Origin of the sequence: Shewanella sp. MF08487 (genome assembly GCF_050848685.1) — a bacterium.
Lineage (GTDB): Bacteria > Pseudomonadota > Gammaproteobacteria > Enterobacterales > Shewanellaceae > Shewanella > Shewanella glacialipiscicola.
In genome coordinates this window covers 21,825-41,896 of sequence record NZ_JBOZPB010000015.1, presented here as the reverse complement: position 1 = coordinate 41,896, position 20,072 = coordinate 21,825, and the positions used below count along the sequence as shown (strand labels likewise).

Annotated in this window: 20 protein-coding genes; 16 read left to right on the top strand and 4 right to left on the bottom strand. The window is 46.6% G+C overall.

The window, feature by feature from the left end; all coding sequences use genetic code 11:
- Positions 1-57: 57 nt before the first annotated feature.
- From ACRN9H_RS11675 to hslR, 3 genes are all read right to left on the bottom strand, one after another.
- The gene (locus ACRN9H_RS11675) at positions 58-1,599 is read right to left on the bottom strand and encodes a phosphoenolpyruvate carboxykinase (RefSeq protein WP_432313844.1); all 1,542 of its coding nucleotides are present in this window, start codon (positions 1,597-1,599) and stop codon (positions 58-60) included.
- 195 nt (positions 1,600-1,794) lie between these two features.
- Positions 1,795-2,655, bottom strand: coding sequence for an Hsp33 family molecular chaperone HslO (hslO, locus tag ACRN9H_RS11670; RefSeq protein ID WP_432313842.1), 861 nt, complete (start codon positions 2,653-2,655; stop codon positions 1,795-1,797).
- Between the two features lie 14 nt (positions 2,656-2,669).
- Positions 2,670-3,068 carry a ribosome-associated heat shock protein Hsp15 gene (hslR, locus tag ACRN9H_RS11665; protein WP_432313840.1) on the bottom strand — a complete coding sequence of 133 codons (399 nt, stop codon included), beginning with the start codon at positions 3,066-3,068 and terminating at the stop codon, positions 2,670-2,672.
- Positions 3,069-3,321: 253 nt separating this feature from the next.
- Between hslR and gspC the strand changes: the two genes are divergently transcribed.
- The 12 genes from gspC to ACRN9H_RS11605 all read left to right on the top strand — a co-directional run bounded on the left by gspC (position 3,322) and on the right by ACRN9H_RS11605 (position 14,862).
- On the top strand, positions 3,322-4,236 hold the full coding sequence (gene gspC / locus ACRN9H_RS11660; protein ID WP_432313838.1) for a type II secretion system protein GspC: 915 nt from the start codon (positions 3,322-3,324) through the stop codon (positions 4,234-4,236).
- Positions 4,237-4,260: 24 nt separating this feature from the next.
- Positions 4,261-6,372, top strand: coding sequence for a type II secretion system secretin GspD (gspD, locus tag ACRN9H_RS11655; RefSeq protein ID WP_432313836.1), 2,112 nt, complete (start codon positions 4,261-4,263; stop codon positions 6,370-6,372).
- The gene (gspE, locus tag ACRN9H_RS11650; RefSeq protein WP_432313834.1) at positions 6,365-7,930 is read left to right on the top strand and encodes a type II secretion system ATPase GspE; all 1,566 of its coding nucleotides are present in this window, start codon (positions 6,365-6,367) and stop codon (positions 7,928-7,930) included. Before gspD ends, gspE begins: the two co-directional genes overlap by 8 nt.
- Before the next feature lie 3 nt (positions 7,931-7,933).
- Positions 7,934-9,157 (top strand): type II secretion system inner membrane protein GspF, encoded by a 1,224-nt coding sequence (gene gspF, locus ACRN9H_RS11645; RefSeq protein WP_432313832.1) that lies wholly within the window; start codon positions 7,934-7,936, stop codon positions 9,155-9,157.
- A 62-nt stretch (positions 9,158-9,219) separates the two neighbouring features.
- Positions 9,220-9,654, top strand: a complete 435-nt coding sequence (gene gspG, locus ACRN9H_RS11640) for a type II secretion system major pseudopilin GspG (RefSeq protein WP_281421749.1) — start codon at positions 9,220-9,222, stop codon at positions 9,652-9,654.
- 1 nt (position 9,655) lies between these two features.
- The gene (gene gspH, locus ACRN9H_RS11635) at positions 9,656-10,231 is read left to right on the top strand and encodes a type II secretion system minor pseudopilin GspH (RefSeq protein WP_432313932.1); all 576 of its coding nucleotides are present in this window, start codon (positions 9,656-9,658) and stop codon (positions 10,229-10,231) included.
- On the top strand, positions 10,218-10,586 hold the full coding sequence (gene gspI, locus ACRN9H_RS11630) for a type II secretion system minor pseudopilin GspI (RefSeq protein ID WP_432313830.1): 369 nt from the start codon (positions 10,218-10,220) through the stop codon (positions 10,584-10,586). Before gspH ends, gspI begins: the two co-directional genes overlap by 14 nt.
- Complete coding sequence (gene gspJ, locus ACRN9H_RS11625; RefSeq protein WP_432313828.1) at positions 10,567-11,328, top strand: type II secretion system minor pseudopilin GspJ; 762 nt, start codon at positions 10,567-10,569, stop codon at positions 11,326-11,328. The genes gspI and gspJ overlap by 20 nt, the downstream gene beginning before the upstream one ends.
- Complete coding sequence (gene gspK, locus ACRN9H_RS11620) at positions 11,325-12,323, top strand: type II secretion system minor pseudopilin GspK (protein ID WP_432313827.1); 999 nt, start codon at positions 11,325-11,327, stop codon at positions 12,321-12,323. The genes gspJ and gspK overlap by 4 nt, the downstream gene beginning before the upstream one ends.
- A gap of 97 nt (positions 12,324-12,420) precedes the next feature.
- Positions 12,421-13,608, top strand: coding sequence for a type II secretion system protein GspL (gspL, locus tag ACRN9H_RS11615; protein ID WP_432313825.1), 1,188 nt, complete (start codon positions 12,421-12,423; stop codon positions 13,606-13,608).
- 1 nt (position 13,609) lies between these two features.
- Entirely contained in the window at positions 13,610-14,086 is a 477-nt protein-coding gene (locus ACRN9H_RS11610) for a type II secretion system protein M (protein WP_432313823.1), read from the top strand.
- A 14-nt stretch (positions 14,087-14,100) separates the two neighbouring features.
- Positions 14,101-14,862, top strand: coding sequence for a type II secretion system protein N (locus tag ACRN9H_RS11605; RefSeq protein WP_432313821.1), 762 nt, complete (start codon positions 14,101-14,103; stop codon positions 14,860-14,862).
- A 143-nt stretch (positions 14,863-15,005) separates the two neighbouring features.
- Here the strand turns inward: ACRN9H_RS11605 and yrfG are convergent, their stop codons facing one another.
- The gene (yrfG, locus tag ACRN9H_RS11600) at positions 15,006-15,668 is read right to left on the bottom strand and encodes a GMP/IMP nucleotidase (protein WP_263211859.1); all 663 of its coding nucleotides are present in this window, start codon (positions 15,666-15,668) and stop codon (positions 15,006-15,008) included.
- Between the two features lie 160 nt (positions 15,669-15,828).
- Here yrfG and ACRN9H_RS11595 point away from each other — a divergent pair, with 160 nt between their 5' ends.
- The 4 genes from ACRN9H_RS11595 to ACRN9H_RS11580 are packed head-to-tail and all read left to right on the top strand — an operon-like array spanning position 15,829 to position 20,072.
- A complete protein-coding gene (locus ACRN9H_RS11595; RefSeq protein ID WP_432313819.1) occupies positions 15,829-16,428 on the top strand; it encodes an aspartyl/asparaginyl beta-hydroxylase domain-containing protein in 600 nt (199 codons plus the stop codon).
- Entirely contained in the window at positions 16,406-18,427 is a 2,022-nt protein-coding gene (locus ACRN9H_RS11590) for a phytanoyl-CoA dioxygenase family protein (RefSeq protein WP_432313818.1), read from the top strand. Before ACRN9H_RS11595 ends, ACRN9H_RS11590 begins: the two co-directional genes overlap by 23 nt.
- Entirely contained in the window at positions 18,427-19,587 is a 1,161-nt protein-coding gene (locus ACRN9H_RS11585) for a hypothetical protein (protein WP_432313816.1), read from the top strand. The genes ACRN9H_RS11590 and ACRN9H_RS11585 overlap by 1 nt, the downstream gene beginning before the upstream one ends.
- Complete coding sequence (locus ACRN9H_RS11580; RefSeq protein ID WP_432313815.1) at positions 19,584-20,072, top strand: GNAT family N-acetyltransferase; 489 nt, start codon at positions 19,584-19,586, stop codon at positions 20,070-20,072. The genes ACRN9H_RS11585 and ACRN9H_RS11580 overlap by 4 nt, the downstream gene beginning before the upstream one ends.

Sequence of the window (20,072 nt, the reverse complement as noted above, 5' to 3'; positions counted from 1 at the left end):
TTGAATCGGCACTTTTTTTACAGACAAGATTCGGGCTTAATAAATAAAATTAAGCGCTTATGCCTTTGGACCTGCATTGCGTATTGCGTCTGACACTTGGTATTTAGCGAAGTTTTTAGTAAAGGCTTCGGCCAGTTTCTGGGCATATTCGGCATATAGCGCTTTATCGCCCCAAGTGTTGATTGGGTTGAGTAAATTGCTGTCTACGCCAGTTACCGCTACTGGAACTGCGAGGTTCAGTGTTTCTAAGTGGACGGTTTCAACATCTTTCAATTCACCACTGACAATCGCATCGACGATCGCGCGGGTGGTGGGGATGTCGAAACGCTTACCTACACCATGCGGGCCGCCGGTCCAACCTGTATTAACTAAGTAAACCTGGCTACCGAATGACTCAATGCGCTTCATTAATAGTTCAGCGTACACGCCCGCAGGGCGAGGGAAGAAAGGTGCGCCGAAGCAAGTTGAGAAAGTGGATTGAATCGCTGCAGTTGAACCAATTTCAGTTGAACCGACTTTAGCCGTATAACCTGATAGGAAGTGATACGCGGCTTGCTCTTTAGTCAAAATAGAAACCGGTGGCAATACGCCCGACACGTCGCAGGTTAAGAATACTACCGCACGTGGCTCGGCGCCGCAGTTGTCTTCTTTGCGCTGGGCAATATGTTCTAGCGGATAAGCCGCACGGGTGTTTTCGGTCAGGCTACTGTCTGTGTAATCGGGCACACGGCGCTCGTCCATCACCACGTTTTCGAGCACAGTACCAAAACGGATCGCATCCCAAATAACAGGTTCATTCTTTTGGCTTAAATCGATACATTTAGCGTAGCAACCGCCTTCAATGTTAAATACGCCGCCCGGTGCCCAGCCGTGTTCATCGTCACCAATGAGGAAGCGTTTTGGATCGGCCGATAGCGTCGTTTTACCTGTACCAGATAAACCGAAAAATAGCGTAGTGTCGCCATCTTTACCGACGTTAGCCGAGCAGTGCATAGGTAGCACGCCTTTGGCTGGCAGTAAGAAATTCTGCACTGAGAACATCGACTTTTTCATTTCGCCCGCATATTTAAGGCCAACGAGCAGCACTTTACGTTCAGCGAAGTTTAAAATGACCGCAGCATCAGAGTTAGTGCCATCGCGCGCGGGATCGCAGACAAAGTCAGGGGCGTTAATAATTTGCCACACGGGTTTGTCTTTGCGATTAAATTCTTCAGGAATGATAAATAGATTGCGGGCAAACAGTTGATGCCAAGCGTATTGAGTGGTCACTCGTACTGGCTGGTAATGTTCGGTATCGGCACCGACTTCAAGATCAGAGACAAACAATTCTTTATCTGCGAGGTAAGCTTCAACCCGTGCCCATAAACTTTCAAAAGCACCCGCTTCAAAAGCTTGGTTGACTGGGCCCCATTCGATATCAGCTTCTGAGCTGGGTTCTCTAACAATAAAACGATCGCCGGGCGAGCGACCACTGCGAGCGCCTGTTTTAGCAACTAATGCGCCATTATCTGTCAATTCACCTTCGCCGCGTAGCAGGGCAAGTTCGACAAGTTGTGCTGTTGAAGGGTTAAAGTAAACGCGGTTTAATCCATCCGCCATAATGAGGTCTCCATTGGTTTGTAAGGTTATTTTTATTATCGATCGTCTGCCGATTTATTATATTTATCAACTGAGTCGTATCAGAGGATAAAGTGAACCGATTGTAGCTTAAGCCGAGTGCAATGTGTGAGGGGATTATAGGCAGGATAAAAAATGGGCGTCGAATAGACGCCCATTATCTCAACAGCAGTCAGGTTACTGCTGCGTGGTTGATGTTTGACCGTTTGCAAATAAGGTGGCGATATCTATGGCATCAAAGGTGTAATTTGCGTGGCAATATTCACAGCCCATCTCTATCTTGCCGTCTTCGGCCAGTATGGCTTCAATCTCTGCTTGAGCTAACGTCTTGATCGCGCTAGCACTGCGCTCAAAAGAGCAAGTGCATTTAAAGCTGACATTGATAGGCTCGAACAGACGCACTTCTTCTTGATGATAAAGACGATGTAATACGCTTTCCGCATCCAGAGTGAATAGCTCTTCTGTCTTAACCGTAGAGGTTAACTGGCTTAAGTGTTCAAACTCGAGGTTGTCCTCTTTTTGGCTTGGCAGTATTTGTAAAAACATGCCTGCAGCTTGTTTGCCGTCGGCAAATAACCAAATGCCAGTAGGTAACTGCTCAGATTGATTGAAGTATTCTTCAACACAGGCCGCAAGCGTTGGCTTGTCTAGTGCCACCACACCTTGGTAACGCTCACCTTCTTCGGGTGTTAAGGTGATGACCATATAGCCTTGGCCGAATAAATCCGCCAAGCTAGCATCGTCAGCCAGTGCGTCATTCCAACGTGCTACACCGCGTAATTCTTGTCGATTGTTACCGTTGATTACCGCTAAAGAAACCGGGCCATTACCCTGTAACTGCACACTGATATCGCCGCTAAATTTTAACGTTGCGGTTAACAGTGACGTGGCTGCCATCAGCTCACCCAACAAAACTTGCAAAACGGGAGGGTACGGTTGGGCGCTGATCACTTGTTGGTAGCTGTCTTGTAACTGCACCATTTCGCCACGGACATCGGCATTGTCAAACAAGTAGCGGTGTAAAATATCTTGAGTCATCGTGTATCTCACTATTAAAGGTCTTTAAAGCGCATGAGCTGGCGTCGTTGCTTTTTGTCTGGTTTCTGATCGGGTATAGGGTTGTTAAGCATGTTGAGGCGTCGTTGCTCAGCATTAACGGTCCGTTTAACCAGACTTGCCTCGGTTTCTTCGTACAATTCTTGTGCAATTGCACCTGATTGACGTATTTGTGATAATTTTTTTATCACGATCTCTTTATCGTCATATCCTTGGCGTATCTTAAGGACGGCACCTATCTCAGCATTCCTACTGGATTTGGCACGCTGACCGTTGTAATGTACTTTGCCACCGTTAATCATGTCTTTGGCGATGGCGCGAGTTTTATAGAAACGTGCGGCCCACAGCCACTTATCGAGTCGAATGTCTGTTTTTTCGCTTTGACCTTGCGTCATAGTGTCTCCAGCTAAAAGATCGATTAGTTCACATGCCGAGCAATAAAGTGTCAGATGCGCATTTCTATTATGTTAAAGGGTGGAGTGCTTCACAGCCTTCTTAGGTGGGCAAAGTTAGCATAATTGGCCTATTTTCGCCAACGTGAATACTGTTATGGGCTTGTTGCCACATGCCGCCTAGGTTAGCATTAGGCGCTTATTGACTAATTATTATAATCAGAACAGAGACCTGTATCGAGGGTCCACATAAAATATGGATTTATTAGATAAAATTATCGCAAAAGCCATTGGTATGCCCCATAAACCCCTCAGTCGGATTGTTTTCTGGTTAGGGTTTATCATCATCATGCTATTGGCAGCACAAATTACTTGGAAATTAGTGCCTACAGACTCATCTGTCACTGCTTGGTCACCCACTCCCGTTAATGTTAAAGATGTGGGACAGGTTGATCTTGCCGGTTTGCAGCAGCTTGGACTCTTTGGCAAGGCAGATACTCAATCTGATAGACCTAAAGTCGCAGCGGTTGAAACCATCACCGATGCACCTAAAACCTCACTTTCCATTCAGCTGACTGGCGTAGTCGCATCGACAACAGATCAGAAGGGCTTAGCTGTTATTGAGTCAAATGGCAGCCAAGAAACCTACAGCTTAGGCGACAAAATTAAAGGTACGTCGGCATCACTTAAAGAAGTCTACGCTGACCGTATTATCATCACTAATGCGGGTCGTTACGAGACATTAATGCTCGATGGCCTTGTTTACACTAGCCAAAGCCCAGCGAATCAGCAGCTACAACAGGCCAAGAGTAATACAACGGTTAGCCGTATCGACCAACGGAAGAATGCCGATGTTTCCCAAGAGCTCGCCGAATCTCGCACTGAATTGTTAGCCGACCCCAGTAAAATCACCGATTATATTGCCATTTCACCTGTGAGACAGGGTGATGCTGTGGCGGGCTATCGTTTGAATCCGGGTAAAGACGCCAATTTGTTTAAACAGGCGGGTTTTAAAGCCAATGATTTAGCTAAATCGATTAATGGATACGACTTGACCGTTATGAGTCAGGCGTTAGAAATGATGAGCCAACTCTCCGAGTTAACCGAAGTATCAATTATGGTTGAGCGGGAAGGACAATTGGTTGAAATCATGTTTAGTTTGCCGCAATAACACGCGTTAGAGGAAAGAAAAAGAATGAAAAACAAAAGGATTCGACGCAAGCTGATTGCCGGTGTTGTTGCGGGTGCAGCCATGTTCTCATCGCAATTTGCATGGTCTGAACAGTATGCGGCTAACTTTAAAGGCACGGATATTCAAGAGTTTATCAATATTGTTGGTAAAAACCTGAATAAGACCATCATAGTTGACCCAACGATTCGCGGCAAAATCAACGTGCGCAGTTACGATTTGCTGAATGATGAACAGTATTACCAGTTTTTCCTGAACGTCTTACAAGTCTATGGTTATGCCATCGTGGAGATGGAAAATAACGTCATTAAAGTTATCAAAGACAAAGATGCTAAAACCGCTGCTATTCGAGTCGCTAACGATACCGACCCCGGTATGGGCGATGAAATGGTCACGCGTATTGTGGCTTTGTATAACACAGAGGCCAAGCAATTAGCACCATTGTTACGCCAACTTAATGATAACGCAGGTGGCGGTAACGTAGTGAACTACGACCCTTCTAACGTATTGATGTTGTCGGGCCGCGCGGCGGTGGTGAATAAGCTAGTTGAAATCGTTCGCCGTGTAGACAAGCAAGGCGATACCTCTGTACAAGTCGTGCCGTTAGAGTTTGCGTCTGCTGGTGAAATGGTGCGAATTATCGATACGCTTTATCGTGCTACCGCTAACCAATCACAATTGCCAGGCCAAGCGCCTAAAGTGGTTGCTGATGAGCGTATTAATGCCGTGGTTGTTAGCGGTGATGAGAAAAGCCGTCAACGTGTGATTGAGTTAATCCGTCGACTCGATGCTGAACAAGCCAGCACAGGTAACACTAAGGTACGTTACCTACGTTACGCTAAGGCTGAAGATCTCGTTGAGGTATTGACCGGTTTTGCCCAAAAGTTGGAAGGCGAGAAAGATCCGAGCGCTCAGGCTGCGGGTGGGGGTAAACGCCGTAATGAAATTAATATCATGGCGCATACTGAAACCAACGCCTTAGTGATCAGTGCTGAACCCGATCAGATGCGTACTATCGAAAGCGTGATTAATCAACTCGATATCCGTCGTGCTCAAGTGTTAGTTGAAGCGATTATCGTCGAAGTTGCCGAGGGCGACAGTGTCGGCTTCGGGGTGCAATGGGCGGCTAAAGTGGGTGGTGGTACTCAGTTTAATAACTTGGGCCCAACTATCGGCGAGATTGGTGCCGGTGTATGGCAGGCGCAAGATCAAGAAGGCACTTACATCACCAACCCGAGTACCGGTGAAGTGATTGGTAAAAACCCAGATACTAAAGGTGACGTAACGTTACTGGCTCAAGCGCTAGGTAAAGTAAATGGTATGGCTTGGGGTGTGGCCATGGGTGACTTTGGTGCACTCATTCAAGCCGTATCGAGTGACACCAATTCTAACGTGTTGGCAACACCGTCAATTACCACCTTAGATAACCAAGAAGCCTCGTTTATTGTGGGTGACGAAGTCCCTATTCTGACGGGGTCTACTGCCAGCTCTAATAACAGTAATCCTTTCCAAACCGTTGAACGTAAAGAGGTTGGGGTTAAGCTCAAAGTCGTGCCGCAGATCAACGAAGGCCACTCAGTTAAGCTAACGATTGAGCAAGAAGTGTCAGGCGTTAACGGTAATACAGGTGTGGATATTTCTTTTGCCACTCGCCGGTTAACGACTACTGTGATGGCCGACTCAGGTCAAATCATTGTGCTTGGTGGTTTGATTAATGAAGAAGTGCAGGAAAGCGTACAGAAAGTGCCTTTCTTGGGTGATATCCCTGTGATTGGTCATTTGTTTAAATCTTCCTCGAGCAAAAAGACGAAGAAAAACCTGATGATCTTTATCAAACCCACCATTATACGTGATGGCATCACAATGGAAGGGATTGCTGGCCGTAAATATAACTATTTCAGAGCATTACAGTTAGAGCAGCAGCAGCGCGGCGTGAACTTAATGCCTAATACTCAGGTGCCAGTGTTAGAAGAATGGAACCAATCTGAGTATTTACCGCCAGAAGTTAACAATATTTTAGAGCGTTATAAAGAAGGCAAGGGCTTAGATACCCAAATGCGCCAAACTGACTCGACTCTTAAAACGCTAGACGACAACAAAGATAAGCCTAATGAGTGAAATACTATTATCCCCAGTCGATGATCTTAGCCAAATTTCCAATGAGCTAGGTCTTGAAACCGAAGGTGATGAGGTATTTCGTTCGAGCAGTAAAGAGCGTTTACCTTTTGCCTTCGCACACCGCCACGATGTGGTGCTCGCGCTGGGTGAAACGGGCGAGTTAAGCTTGTTCTATACGAGTAAAACACCGTTAACGGCTATGCTCGAAGCGCGGCGTTATTCGGGTGTCGATTTGCCTTTGGTTAAGCTCGAAGTGGCGAAGTTTGAGGCCAAACTGACACAAGCCTATCAGGCTAATTCATCAGAAGCGCAGCAGTTGATGGAAGACATAGGCAACGAGATGGATTTATTCACTCTGGCCGAAGAGTTACCACAAACCGAAGACTTGCTCGAAGGTGATGATGATGCGCCGATTATTAAGCTCATCAATGCCTTGTTATCTGAAGCGATTAAAGAAGAAGCCTCAGATATTCATATCGAAACCTACGAGAAACAGCTTGTGGTGCGTTTCCGTATCGATGGTGTGCTCAAGGAAGTCCTCAAGCCAAACCGTAAGTTGTCGTCGCTGTTAGTGTCGCGGATTAAGGTGATGGCGCGCCTCGATATCGCTGAAAAACGTGTGCCACAGGATGGCCGTATTTCGCTGCGTATTGCAGGTCGTGCCGTGGATGTGCGGGTATCGACCATGCCATCGAGCCACGGCGAGCGCGTCGTGCTGCGTCTGTTGGATAAAAATACCGGTAACCTCGATTTAGAACAATTGGGGATGACCGACGGTATTCGGGTTAAATTTGAAGATCTTATTCGTCGCCCCCACGGTATTATTCTGGTGACTGGCCCGACGGGTTCGGGTAAAAGTACCACCTTGTATGCTGGCCTGACCGAGATTAACTCAAAAGATACCAACATACTGACAGTAGAAGATCCCATCGAGTACGAGTTAGATGGTATCGGTCAAACCCAAGTTAATATTAAGGCGGATATGACCTTCGCCCGTGGTCTGCGCGCTATTTTGCGTCAAGATCCCGATGTGGTGATGATAGGTGAAATCCGTGACCTCGAAACCGCGCAAATTGCGGTGCAAGCGTCACTCACTGGTCATATGGTAATTTCAACCCTGCATACCAATACAGCGTCAGGTGCCATTACCCGTTTGCAAGACATGGGCGTTGAGCCGTTTTTGGTATCCTCGAGTTTGCTCGGTGTATTAGCCCAACGCTTGATCCGTACTCTTTGTCCAAAATGCAAAATCGAACACGTGCCCGATGCACGTGAGCGTGAGTTACTGGGCATAGCCGCCGATGACGATAGACGTATTTTCCGTGCCAATGGCTGTAAATCCTGTGGTCAAAATGGCTACCGTGGTCGAACGGGTATTCATGAGTTATTGCTGGTTGACGATAATGTACGCGAATTGATCCATGGCGGCCGCGGTGAGTTAGCCATCGAAAAGTATATCCGTCAGTTTGTGCCGAGCATTCGTCACGATGGCATGAGCAAAGTGCTCGCGGGCATCACCACTCTCGAAGAAGTGCTACGTGTGACTCGCGAGGAGTAATTTATGCCAGCATTTGAATATAAGGCGCTCGATGCCAAGGGAAAGCAGCTTAAGGGCGTAATTGAGGCGGATACCGCCAGACATGCCCGTAGCCAGCTGCGCGACCAGCGTATGATGCCCTTGGAAATTCTGCCTGTTTCTGAAAAAGAAGCCAAAGCCAAAAGCAGTAGCTTTGCGTTTTTCAAACGCGGTATCTCGGTAGCCGAATTGGCCTTGATCACCCGTCAAATTGCCACCTTAGTGGCTGCGGGTTTGCCGATTGAAGAATCCCTTAAAGCCGTTGGTCAGCAGTGCGAAAAAGACCGTCTCGCAAGCATGATAATGGCGGTGCGTTCGCGGGTGGTGGAAGGTTATAGTCTGGCCGATTCCTTGGCTGAATTTCCGCATATTTTCGATGATTTATACCGCGCTATGGTGGCCTCAGGTGAAAAATCCGGTCACTTAGAAGTAGTGCTTAATCGGTTAGCAGATTACACAGAGCGACGCCAACAGCTTAAATCTAAGCTGACCCAAGCCATGATTTATCCCGCGGTTTTGACCACAGTGGCGATAGGGGTGATTTCAATCCTGCTAGCAGCGGTTGTGCCTAAAGTGGTCGGACAGTTTGAGCATATGGGCGCTGAACTTCCCGCCTCGACCCGATTTTTGATTTCGGCCTCTGACTTTGTTCAAAACTATGGTGTGTTTGTGGTCATCGCCTTAGTGCTGCTGTTCGCACTCTTTCGGCGCATGCTAAAGTCGCCTGCGTTTCGGATGAAGTACGATAATTTTTTATTGAACATGCCTGTGGTTGGCCGTGTGAGCAAAGGCTTAAATACGGCGCGTTTTGCGCGGACGTTAAGTATCTTATCTGCCAGTTCAGTGCCTTTGCTCGATGGTATGCGTATCGCGAGTGAAGTGTTGCAGAATATGCGAGTGCGGGCCGCAGTTGATGATGCGACCGCACGCGTGCGGGAAGGAACTAGCTTAGGTGCAGCGTTGACTAATACTAAGTTGTTTCCAGCTATGATGTTATACATGATTGCCTCGGGCGAAAAGAGCGGCCAGCTTGAGCAAATGTTAGAGCGTGCCGCCGATAACCAAGACCGCGAATTTGAAGGTAATGTCAATATAGCACTCGGTGTATTTGAGCCTATGCTGGTGGTCAGCATGGCGTGTGTGGTGCTATTTATCGTGATGGCGATTTTACAGCCCATCTTAGCTTTGAATAACTTGATTAGCGGTTAATTTTTGAATTTACGGATTATGACCAAATCGATTGGCATAGGGTTTTTTAGGAGAAGTAGTCAATGCAAATGAACAAAAAACATCAAGGTTTTACCTTACTCGAAGTCATGGTCGTTATCGTGATTTTAGGGATTTTAGCCTCTATGGTGGTGCCTAATTTAATGGGTAACAAAGATAAAGCTGACCAACAAAAAGCGGTGTCTGACATAGTCGCGCTCGAAAATGCTTTAGATATGTATAAGTTAGATAACGGCATTTATCCATCGACCGAACAAGGCTTAGAGGCCTTAGTACAAAAGCCGACTATTTCACCTGAGCCACGTAACTACCGTGAAGATGGTTATGTTAAACGCTTGCCAGAAGATCCATGGCGCAATAATTACCTGCTGTTAAGTCCTGGCGAAAACAGCAAGTTAGATATATTTAGTGCTGGCCCTGATGGTCAACCAGGTACCGAAGATGACATCGGTAACTGGAATTTACAGAATTTCCAATAAGATGTTAAAGCTGCGCCATGCTGGCTTCACCTTAATGGAGGTGATGCTAGTGATGTTACTGATGGGGCTCACGGCTGCGGCTGTGACTATGTCTATCGGTAATTCGGGGCCGCAACAGGCTCTAGATAGAACAGCGCAGCAGTTTATCGCCGCCACTGAAATGGTGCTCGATGAAACCGTGTTAAGTGGCCAATTTATGGGCATTGTGATCGACAAAACCAGTTATCAGTTTGTTTTTTATAAAGACGGTAAGTGGCAGCCTTTGGATGAAGACAGGCTCTTGTCTGAAAAGCAAATGGAGCCGGGCGTTGTGATGAATTTAGTGCTCGATGGCTTGCCTTTAGTACAAGAGGATGAAGAAGACGATTCTTGGTTCGAAGAACCCCTGATAGAACCTTCTTCTGACGATAAGAAAAAACACCCAGAACCACAGATCATGTTATTCCCAAGTGGTGAAATGAGCGCTTTTGAACTGACATTTATCGCTAAAACTAACAAAGGCCAACAGGCCGAAACGCTAGTGACTGGCGATGCATTGGGCAGGTTAATCGTAGGGCGCGCCGATGAAATTCGTTAAGGGCATGACTCTGCTGGAAGTGATTGTGGCCCTTGCCGTATTTTCGATTGCGGCAGTGTCGATCACTAAAAGTTTAGGTGAGCAGATGGCGAATATGCCCATTCTGGAATCACGTACTTTGGCCCAATGGGTAGCCGATAATCAGATGGTTGATGCCAGACTCGAGCCGCAGTTTCCTGAAGTCGGTAAAAAAGAAGGCCAAGTTGAGCTGGCAGGAAAAGATTGGTACTGGCGTAAAGAAGTGGTTAAAACCACAGACGATAATTTTCGTATGATCCGTATTAGCGTAAGTGAAGACGAGCGATATCAGCGTATTGCAGCACAAGTGAGCAGTTATGTCCTTAAAACTGACTAGTGCACCGCGGGGATTTACCCTGTTAGAAATGCTGATCGCCATCGCGATTTTCGCCATGATAGGTTTGGCTTCTAATGCCGTGCTCAGCACAGTGCTGACTAATGACGAAGTGACGCGCACTTTCTCGACTCGGCTTAAAGCACTGCAGCAAGGTTTTGGTGCGATTGAGCGTGATCTCGCGCAAATGGTGGCGCGCACGCCAAGATTACTCGAAGGTGGCCGAGGTTCGACCGTCTTCCAAACGGGCAATGATATCTTAGAGTCAGAATCAGAAGCCTTAGTGTTTTATCGTTTAGGCTGGTTAAATCCCGACGGATTATTACCGCGAGGTAGCTTACAGTCGGTAGCGTATGTGGTGCGTGAAGGGCGGCTAGAGCGCTGGTATTTTCCTTATCCTGAGCCTGAATTTGGCGCCGAACCGATTAAGACGGTGGTGATAGATAAAGTGTTGTCGGTGGAATATTCCTTCTTTATGGATGACAAGTGGGAGCGCAAAGTCGAGGCGACTAAGTTGCCTAAGGCGATCGCCATGGAGATTGAGATTGAAGGCTTGGGTAAAATCCAACGTAAGTTTTTATTACCGTTAGGTGCTGTTGCACCTGAAAAGTCTAAGGATGACGATAATAAAGACGAAAATCCTGACGATACGAACAAAGATAAAGACAAAGATGGTGATGGAGTCGATGATGGCTCGGGGAACGATCCAGGTGATGGTGACCCTGAAGATGAGGGCCGCGAATGAGAACCCAATCTCGGTCTAAGCAACGCGGCGTCGCACTGATCGTTGTGCTCTTGATAGTTGCCATGGTGGTGATCATCGCGACAAATATCACAGGCCGTAATCAGTTATCCATGCGTCGAACGTTGAACTTGGCCCAGTACGATCAAGCCTATTGGTACGCGATTTCTGCCGAAGAACTGGCGAAGAAGATTTTAAAACAAGATTTAGACGACTCGGAAGGTCGGGTCCACAGGCAACAATATTGGGCCATGGCCGATGTAGTGTTTCCGGCGGAATACGGTGAAATTGCTGGCAAGATCACCGATATGCGCTCTTGTTTTAACTTGAACGCCCTATCCGCTACCACCAAGGAGGTCGAAAACAGTCAACCTAAGCTGCCGTTGGCGGCGAAGCAATATAAAGCCTTGTTAGTGAGTTTAGGGATAGATGACTTTAGCGCAGATCGCCTGACTCAAACCTTGAAAGATTATATCGACGACGATACTACGGCCAGCCCTTACGGCGCTGAAGACGCAGAATACGAAGCGCGTAATGTACCTTATAGAGCCGCTAATACACTGATGAACCATCGTAGTGAATTGCGAGCCGTAATGGGGTACACCCAAAGTGTTTATTTGAAATTATCGCCCTATGTTTGTGTGATCCCTGGCAATGACAGGCAATTACTTAACGTCAACACCTTGGAAGTTGAACAAGCGGCGCTGTTAGCTGGCATGCTTGATAATCAGATTTCGGTCGGCGAAGCAGAAAGTATCATCAACCAACGCCCCGGTGATGGCTTTGCCAAGATAGAGGATTTTTATGAAACCTCGTCTATGGGATCGATCAAGTGGGAAGGCGCCATGAAGTCGAGCTTTGTCATCGATAGCCAATATTTTCTGTTGGCCTCGGGGGCGAAAGTCGATAACGCCGTATTTAGAATGGAAAGCGTGCTCAAAAAAAGTGGCGGCAACAAAATGGAAGTGCTCACCCGTCAGTTTGGTGGACAAAAATAATGGAAGTGCTCACCCGGCAGGGTTTGATGTAGGTGGCCAAAAATAATAGCAACGAGCTCAGTCACGCTTTCTTGACTGGGACTGGTGGAGAAAAACTGTGAGTGAACGGCTATTTATTCGCTTAGGCAGAACAGCAGAGCAAGCGTGCTCTTGGCTCGTTTGGTCTGAGCAAGAACAGGAAATTATCGCCTCTGGCGAGCTCGCCAATGCCCAAGGTTTGTCGACCTTAACTGAGCGTGCGGGTAATCGTCCCGTCGATGTGTTAGTGCCCGCCGCGGCAATGACACTCACGAGTGTGCATTTGCCCGAAAAAGGTCAACGCCAAGCCTTGAAAGCCTTGCCCTTTATGCTCGAAGAAGCTTTAGCCGAGGACGTCGATGCCATGCATTTTACCGTCGGCCCGCGTGATGGCGATGCCTTAAGCGTGGTCGCCGTGGCCCATGAGCAAATGCAGACTTGGCTGAGTTGTTTGACCGAGGCGGGTTTAAAAGTGAAGCGCATTGTGCCTGATTGTTTAGCCTTGCCATTGCAAGAGTGCCAATGGGCGGCAATGAATTTTGGTAATGAACTATTGCTGCGTACCGGATTAGCTTCGGGCCAGAGCTTACCTCTGCCTTGGTTGCCAATTGCATTAGAACAACTTAAGCCTGCACAGGGCGAAGTATCTGTCGCCAGTTATACCGAGATGCAACTCGAGGGTGTCGAGCTTAAGCCGCAGTCACTTGAGCTACCTATGTTGGTGCTCGCTCGCGGTATTCTGCATGCGCCGGTTAACTTATTGAATGGCATTTACACACCTAAGCGTGAATACAGTAAGCAGTTGATGATGTGGAAAAGTGCCGCCATCGTTATCATCATCGCCTGTGTGCTAGCGTTAGTGAACAAAGGCTTAAATATTCACCAAATAAATGCACAGGTTGCCGATCTTAAAGCGCAGAGTGAATCTATTTATCAACAGGTGGTGCCGGGAAATTCGCGGATTGTTAACCTTCGCTCACAAATGGACAGTCAGTTACGTGCATTGCAAGGCCAAGGTAGCGGCGCTGAGTTTTTTACTATGCTCGATGGTTTGCAGGATGCCTTTAAGCAAGTACCTGAACTTAAACCTAATAGCTTAAGATTCGAAAGCGCGCGTAACGAGATCCGTATGCAAGTGAGTGCGAAAAACTACGCGCAAATCGAGAAGTTTAAAGAGATTGTCGGTCGTCGTTTTCAACTCGATGGCGGCACTATGAATAGCGGTGAAGATCAAGTCACCAGTACCTTAACCTTGAGGAGCAAATAAGATGAATAATTTGCGGACTTGGTGGCAAGGGCTCGCATCGCGCGAGCAGCAGTTAGTAGGCTTTTGCTCGGTATTTTTAGTCATTGGTATTTTTTATTGGGGTGTTTGGACGCCGATTGCCAATGCTGAAGCCGATGCATTACGTAACCTCAATGCACAGCAACAGACGTTGAACTATGTAAAACAAACGGCGAATAAAATTGCGAGTCTTAAGCAGAACGGTGCTAAGCCAACGACGTCGGGCAGTTTAAGCTCAGTGGTTAACCAAACTGCGGGCAATTATGGGTTAGTGATTACTCGCATGCAGCCTCAAGGCGATAAAATCCAAGTGTGGATGGACGATGTTCCTTTTGATGCCTTGTTAGGTTATTTGAGTGAATTAGTGCAGAAGAAAGGACTTTCACTCGAAAGTGTTGATTTGGCTGAGGCCGATGTACCTGGCTATGTCAAAGTGAGACGTATCCAATTAGCGCAATAAATTAAGGTGTAGCTGTGAGTTTGATAAAAAAAGTCATCATAGGCGTACTGATTTATTTAATATTTTTAGTCGTTCTATTCCCCGCTAAGATTGCGATAGCGTTAGCCCCATTGCCCGCGAATATCAGTGTTTCGGGTGTGAGTGGCAGTATTTGGTCTGGCAGCATAGAAACCTTAAGTATGCCGCAGCGCCAGGTAGAGCAAGTGCGTTGGGATCTGAGTCCTTGGGCGCTATTTTTAGGTAAAGTGAAAGTTGATTTTCAAGTGGGCAGCCGCGCAACACCTGTCAGTGCTAAGGGATTAATTTCTTGGTCTATGGGAGGCTTAAGTACGCAGGGTTTACGTTTCGAAGCGCCGGATAGCTTTTTACTCGGCAATGCAAAACTGCCCTTTAAAACCGAAATCACCGGTGAAGTCAGTTTGTTGGTCGAGACGTTAGAGCAAGGTAAGCCTTGGTGTGAACAGTTGTCTGGTAAGCTGTTTTTGAATCAAACTAATGTTAAGAATCAGTTTGGTAACTATCCTCTAGGTAATATTGAACTCGGACTGAGTTGTGTCGAAGGCAAAGCGCAATTGGCCACAGATGAAACCAAGAACCTGCTTGGTATTGTTGGTACCTTACAGTTAGATGAAGGCAATATGGTGAAGGTTGAGGCTAAGATTAAAGAAACGGCAGAGCAACCGGAAGATATGCGTGAGTCGCTGAATATTTTAGGTAAGCGTGGTGCGGATGGCTATTTCCCTGTGGTATATCAGGGGCGGATCCCTGGGTTATAGCGCTGTTTTAGATGGGCATTTAAACTTAATGTGAGTGCTCAGATGTGAAGGCCGTAATGCGAGGGTTGTGACTAAATGTTCGATCATAAAACAATGCGATCAATAGAAACGAAGGCACCTTAGGTGCCTTTTTTACGGCTTTTTTATCGTGTTAGATCAGTCAGTAGTGAGTGATAATCGGTAATCGCGGGGAAATCGTGAAAGACTTTGATTGGTTTTTTACTGTCTGGGTTAGCAATCCCCAACTGATGGCCCACGCCAGCAAGTTTAGCGGCTTTGAGTATGGGTTCGCTATCGTCGATAAAGAGACAGCGGCTTGGTTCAAGGTTGAATTGCTTAAACAAGGTCAGCCAAAATTGTGGGTGTTCCTTAGGGTAACCTGTCTCGTGGCTAGAAATCATGGCATCGAGCCCTGCTGCCAGCTCGGTATGTTCAAGCTTTAAGGCAAGACTCTTAGGGTGGGCATTGGTCACTAAGATGCGCCGTTTACCTGCAGAGGCCAAGGCCGCTAAAAATGGCATACTGTCTTGGCGCAGTTGAATGCGATCCACTAAAGTGCGGTGCAAGCCCATAATGTCGAGCTGCAGTTGCTCCTGCCAATAATCGAGACAGTACCAATCGAGCGTGCCTACGACTTTCTCATAGGCGTTCACAACTAATTGCTGCGCTTCGTTGTGGCTCACACCTTGCTGTCGACTCAATTCCTGCGGTACTAAATTCAGCCAAAAATGATTGTCGAAGTGCAAATCCAATAGGGTGCCATCCATATCGAGCAGAACCGTATCGATAGTCTTCCAGTTAAACATGGGTATTTCCTATTTTTGCAAAACTGAATCACGCTTAGCATTGATTGTTGCACTGCGTAATACTCAGTGATGACGATGATTCGAGTCACTTGTATGCTTAAATCTTTGTGCTAGTCTTGGATTATTAATTATTTTTAGTCTGAAAATTAAGCGGTTGGATATGGATATCTGTTCTTTTGCCCTATTAGCTCAAGTTTCAAACTCCCTTAGTTTACAGCAAGAATTGAATGCTTTGCTGCAACAAGACTGGTTACCCCATGTAAATCAGCGTGATTATCGTCAAGGGGATCTGGGCGGTTGGGATGTGTTGCCTTTGCGCTGCGCCGCTGAGTATCAAGCCGCGCATCCTATCTTGCAAGCCTTCTCAATTTCTACTGGTCAGCACTGGCAAGATTTGCCTCAACTCGAATCGAGCCCTGCGTTATGCCATTTTCTGCAATCCTTAGCCTGCCCAGTGAAATCCGTGCGTTTGATGCGCTTACATGCGGGGGCAGAAATCAAACCCCATACAGATCAAGGACTCTGCCTAGAACAAGGCGAGGCAAGATTACATTTGCCACTGCAAACGAATGAGCAACTCAACTTTTACGTGGACGATAAACGTGTACCCATGCAGGCCGGAGAGCTTTGGTATATCAATGCCGACCAAGTCCATTGGGTTGAAAATAAAGGGCAGGATGCGCGGATCAATTTAGTGATTGATTGCGAGGTCAACACTTGGTTAAGGGAGTTAATCGATGCTGCAAAGATCAGAGCTTGAATTAGGGCATAGTTTGGATGTAGCTGTATTAACTCAGTTTGCTAATGCGCTACTGCTGTCAACCTCAGCAGGGGAGTCTAAACGGCTCATCGATCCCATGCTGAAGCAGTTGTGCCAAATAGCAGCAGTGGAGTTACATCCCGAGTCTTTTTTGGATACTGAGGCGAGCCATACGCCTTTTGGTAAGGCTGTTTCACTCACTACCGCGGCGCAGTGTGCCGAAGATCCCGAGCGGGGCCGAGTCTTTATACAAGGGATTTATCAAGCAATACAAGATCGTCTAAAGGCTCATCCCGGGCAGACTGTGAACATCTTATATGCGGGGACTGGGCCTTTTGCTTGGTTATTATTACCTCTGCTGCCGTTATTTTCTGCGAGTCAAATTCAAGTGACCTTGCTCGACATTCATCAAGCCTCGTTAGATAAAGTCACTAAGCTTATTGAACGCTTTGATTTGGCTGATCGTGTGGTGGAGAGTGCCTGTGCGGACGCCACGCTTTGGCAGCCAAATACAGTCGTAAAGTTTGATGTGATTCTTTCCGAAACCATGAAGCACTTGTTGCAACAGGAGCCGCAAGTGCAAATTTTTACCCATTTACAGGCGTATCTTGCAGATGATGGTGTGCTCATCCCGCAAAATATTGAGTTAGACGCTTGGCTTGAGTGTCGTACTGTGCAGGATTTTGTGGAGACGCATTATTTAGGACCTTTGTTTGCACTCAACCTGCAAACTGCGCGCTTACTTGCCAGTGGAGACCGTAGCTTCTTGGCTGGTACTTTACAGCTCCCCGATTTCAGCCCGAGTGCGGTAACGCTTAAGTTCACGACTTCCATTCAAGTCTATGGTAATTCCACGCTGAGCGAAAACCAATCTCAACTCACGTTACCTCGATATCGACGCGAGCATTGGCTTAAGCCACTCTCATGCCTTGCTTTTCGATATGAGCAGGGTACTCATCCCGATTTTGTATTTGATGTTATAGAGCAAAAACCAGTGCTGGTGTCGAGTGACGATCTGAGCTGCTTAGGCATTTATCATTTGCAGCGGCTTTGGCAAAAGATACAGCTACGCAAACGGGGAGTGCCATTCACTGAACTGGCTAATGAATGGCACTTAGATAAAACCTTGCTGGATCTTTGTGGAATAGGGCTAGAGCCGGGTCTAAGAGCTTTATATCAAAACGATCATCAGTCAGCTTTTGTCGCTTACATTCAGCAAATAGCCAAGCTAACAGTCGCGGATATTGCTGGGATTAATCAGCAATTAGTCGCTATTTTCCATGGATTAACGCCATCGGTCACAGTATCAGAAGTCGAAGACTCAAATCCAGCGGCAGTACTTAGCGAGTCACAACTCAATTTTTGGCAAAGTGAAGGCTACTTAGTGATCCCGCAAGTACTCACGGCAGAGCAATGCGCCGCAACTCGAGATTTTATTTGGCAGCAGTTAGGAGCCAATGAACAAGATCCCACCACTTGGTATCAACCTCATGAGTTTATGCAGAAAATCATGCTGCAACTGTTTCGCCATCCGCAACTGGACGCGAATCGACAAGTCCCCAAAATTCGTCATGTGTTTGAACAATTGTGGCAGCGAACAGATTTAGTTATGACAACCGATAGAGTCAGCTTTAATCCACCTGAAACGCCAACTTGGCATTTCCCCGGTCTGGATATGCACTGGGATATGCTGCTACAGCTACCCGTTGAGTTTGCGACTCAAGGGTTAATTTATTTAACCGACACTGGCGAGGAACAAGGCGCATTCTGTTGTGTCCCCGGATTTCATCTCAAGATAGAGGAGTGGCTTCTCGAACAGAACAAGCCTGATATCGAGCTGCAGCAACAGGATTGGAGCAAGTGGCCTATTAGACCCATAGCCGCAAATGCAGGTGATTTAATCATTTGGCACCATGCCTTGCCCCATGGCGCAAGCCCGAATCGGGCTAAACTACCGCGAATGGTGCAATACATTAACTTTTATCCTATGGCTTGCTAATGGTTGATTTTAAAGAACAGAAGCAACGCTATTGGCAATTGTTACATCAACCAGAGTCATTGTTTTTACTGCATCAAGCGAATGATGTGGAGCATTTTATCGTGCTGATGGCTGATTTTCTTGCTTGGCCTGAGCTTAGTTTGGAACACATGCTCGCATTTATTGCTTTGCAGCAAGATAGCTTTATTCCAGATTTAGATCGCTTCAGTCAAGCCTGGTTCCCTTGTCGTTATCACTCACAACATAAAACGGTGAGTTGGGTTCCGGCATTTCATAGGTTATCTAAACCCTTCTTAGAGGACGATATCAGTGATGCTCGTCGTTGTTTGCTCGCCAGTTTTATCCAACCTAAAACTTTGCTCGAACCCCTATTATCCCAACGGGAAAGTTTGCCTATCGTAAATCCAAGTTTGATGATTTTTCACTGGTCCCGTTGTGGTTCGACGCTAGTTTCGAGCAGCTTTGCCCTGCTCGAAACTTGCCGAGTGCTTTCTGAATCAATGCTCTGCAGCGATGTTATGCATGATGACCATTGGCCTTTGGCACTAAAACCTCAGCTCGTCGATTTATGCTTAAGACTGCAGGGGCGATTGAGGCTGGGCGAGCGTGAGTTAGTGATCAAGTGGAATGCATGGGATCTGGCTTGCTGGCCGATGTTGCTCGAACTTTACCCTAAGAGCCGAGTGTTATGCTTGATACGCAATCCTAAGGATATTATTGCGTCTCATCAACGAGTTGCTGGGAGACATATGGCTGGAGGGCAAAGTTTACTTCTAACTGAACTGTATACTCAACAGATGGAAAATACGGATACTGAGCCTAGCTTAGATGAATTTCGTACCACCGTTTTACAGAATTTAGCGCAATTATCTGTCACTTTACATCAATCTTCTCGAGCTATTCTACTGGATTATCATCAATTAAAAGATTTTAAACCCACTACATTCTCTACCATCTTAGGATGGCCACTATCTGAAGCTGAGATTGAGCGCTGGCAATACCATTGGCGTTTTGATGCGAAGCAGCAAGGGCAACTATTTACACCTGTTGTGCCAAATGAGTCCGTCCCAATCCGTGAATGTCAAAGCCCATCGTGGCAGCAATTATTAATCACCTATAACCAACTTTTGCAGCGTTTATATTGGGATAAAAAGGCATGATGCGAGGTGAGTTAAATCTACCAATAGGCTTGAGTGTTAAAGCTGCTAATACAAATGACGACCCATTTATGGCACAGCTTTTTTATTCCACAAAAACGCTTTTTTATGAACTTGGTTTACCCAGTGAAGTCGTTGAAATCATGCTGGAGCAACAATACCGACTGCAGCAAGCCTCTTATCGGGAACAATATCCAAATGCCAACACTTATATCTTGTTTTATCACCAGCAAGCCGTAGGAAAAGTGATACTCGATATCAGTGAGTATAGGATTCATCTTGTTGATTTTATTATCGCGCCAAGTATGCGGGGACGCGGTTTTGGTTCGGCAATTTTAGCGGCCATTAAGCAAGAGGCGATGAAACGCCATTTACCTATCGGTTTATCTGTGGATAGTGAAAATACTCAAGCTAAAAAGCTTTATCTACAGCATGGGTTTAAGCTCGAAAGTTGCTCTGGCTTCTATGAAACTATGCTATGGCGTTAA

Excerpts from the sequence above, each read along its gene's own strand:
- hslR (WP_432313840.1), bottom strand. The coding sequence starts at position 3,068 with ATGACGCAAGGTCAAAGCGAAAAAACAGACATTCGACTCGATAAGTGG.
- gspE (WP_432313834.1), top strand. The coding sequence starts at position 6,365 with ATGAGTGAAATACTATTATCCCCAGTCGATGATCTTAGCCAAATTTCC.
- gspJ (WP_432313828.1), top strand. The coding sequence starts at position 10,567 with ATGTCCTTAAAACTGACTAGTGCACCGCGGGGATTTACCCTGTTAGAA.
- ACRN9H_RS11595 (WP_432313819.1), top strand. The coding sequence starts at position 15,829 with ATGGATATCTGTTCTTTTGCCCTATTAGCTCAAGTTTCAAACTCCCTT.
- ACRN9H_RS11610 (WP_432313823.1), top strand. The coding sequence starts at position 13,610 with ATGAATAATTTGCGGACTTGGTGGCAAGGGCTCGCATCGCGCGAGCAG.
- gspH (WP_432313932.1), top strand. The coding sequence starts at position 9,656 with ATGTTAAAGCTGCGCCATGCTGGCTTCACCTTAATGGAGGTGATGCTA.
- gspI (WP_432313830.1), top strand. The coding sequence starts at position 10,218 with ATGAAATTCGTTAAGGGCATGACTCTGCTGGAAGTGATTGTGGCCCTT.
- ACRN9H_RS11580 (WP_432313815.1), top strand. The coding sequence starts at position 19,584 with ATGATGCGAGGTGAGTTAAATCTACCAATAGGCTTGAGTGTTAAAGCT.
- ACRN9H_RS11590 (WP_432313818.1), top strand. The coding sequence starts at position 16,406 with ATGCTGCAAAGATCAGAGCTTGAATTAGGGCATAGTTTGGATGTAGCT.
- gspG (WP_281421749.1), top strand. The coding sequence starts at position 9,220 with ATGCAAATGAACAAAAAACATCAAGGTTTTACCTTACTCGAAGTCATG.
- gspC (WP_432313838.1), top strand. The coding sequence starts at position 3,322 with ATGGATTTATTAGATAAAATTATCGCAAAAGCCATTGGTATGCCCCAT.
- ACRN9H_RS11585 (WP_432313816.1), top strand. The coding sequence starts at position 18,427 with ATGGTTGATTTTAAAGAACAGAAGCAACGCTATTGGCAATTGTTACAT.
- gspF (WP_432313832.1), top strand. The coding sequence starts at position 7,934 with ATGCCAGCATTTGAATATAAGGCGCTCGATGCCAAGGGAAAGCAGCTT.
- gspD (WP_432313836.1), top strand. The coding sequence starts at position 4,261 with ATGAAAAACAAAAGGATTCGACGCAAGCTGATTGCCGGTGTTGTTGCG.
- gspK (WP_432313827.1), top strand. The coding sequence starts at position 11,325 with ATGAGAACCCAATCTCGGTCTAAGCAACGCGGCGTCGCACTGATCGTT.
- ACRN9H_RS11675 (WP_432313844.1), bottom strand. The coding sequence starts at position 1,599 with ATGGCGGATGGATTAAACCGCGTTTACTTTAACCCTTCAACAGCACAA.
- hslO (WP_432313842.1), bottom strand. The coding sequence starts at position 2,655 with ATGACTCAAGATATTTTACACCGCTACTTGTTTGACAATGCCGATGTC.
- yrfG (WP_263211859.1), bottom strand. The coding sequence starts at position 15,668 with ATGTTTAACTGGAAGACTATCGATACGGTTCTGCTCGATATGGATGGC.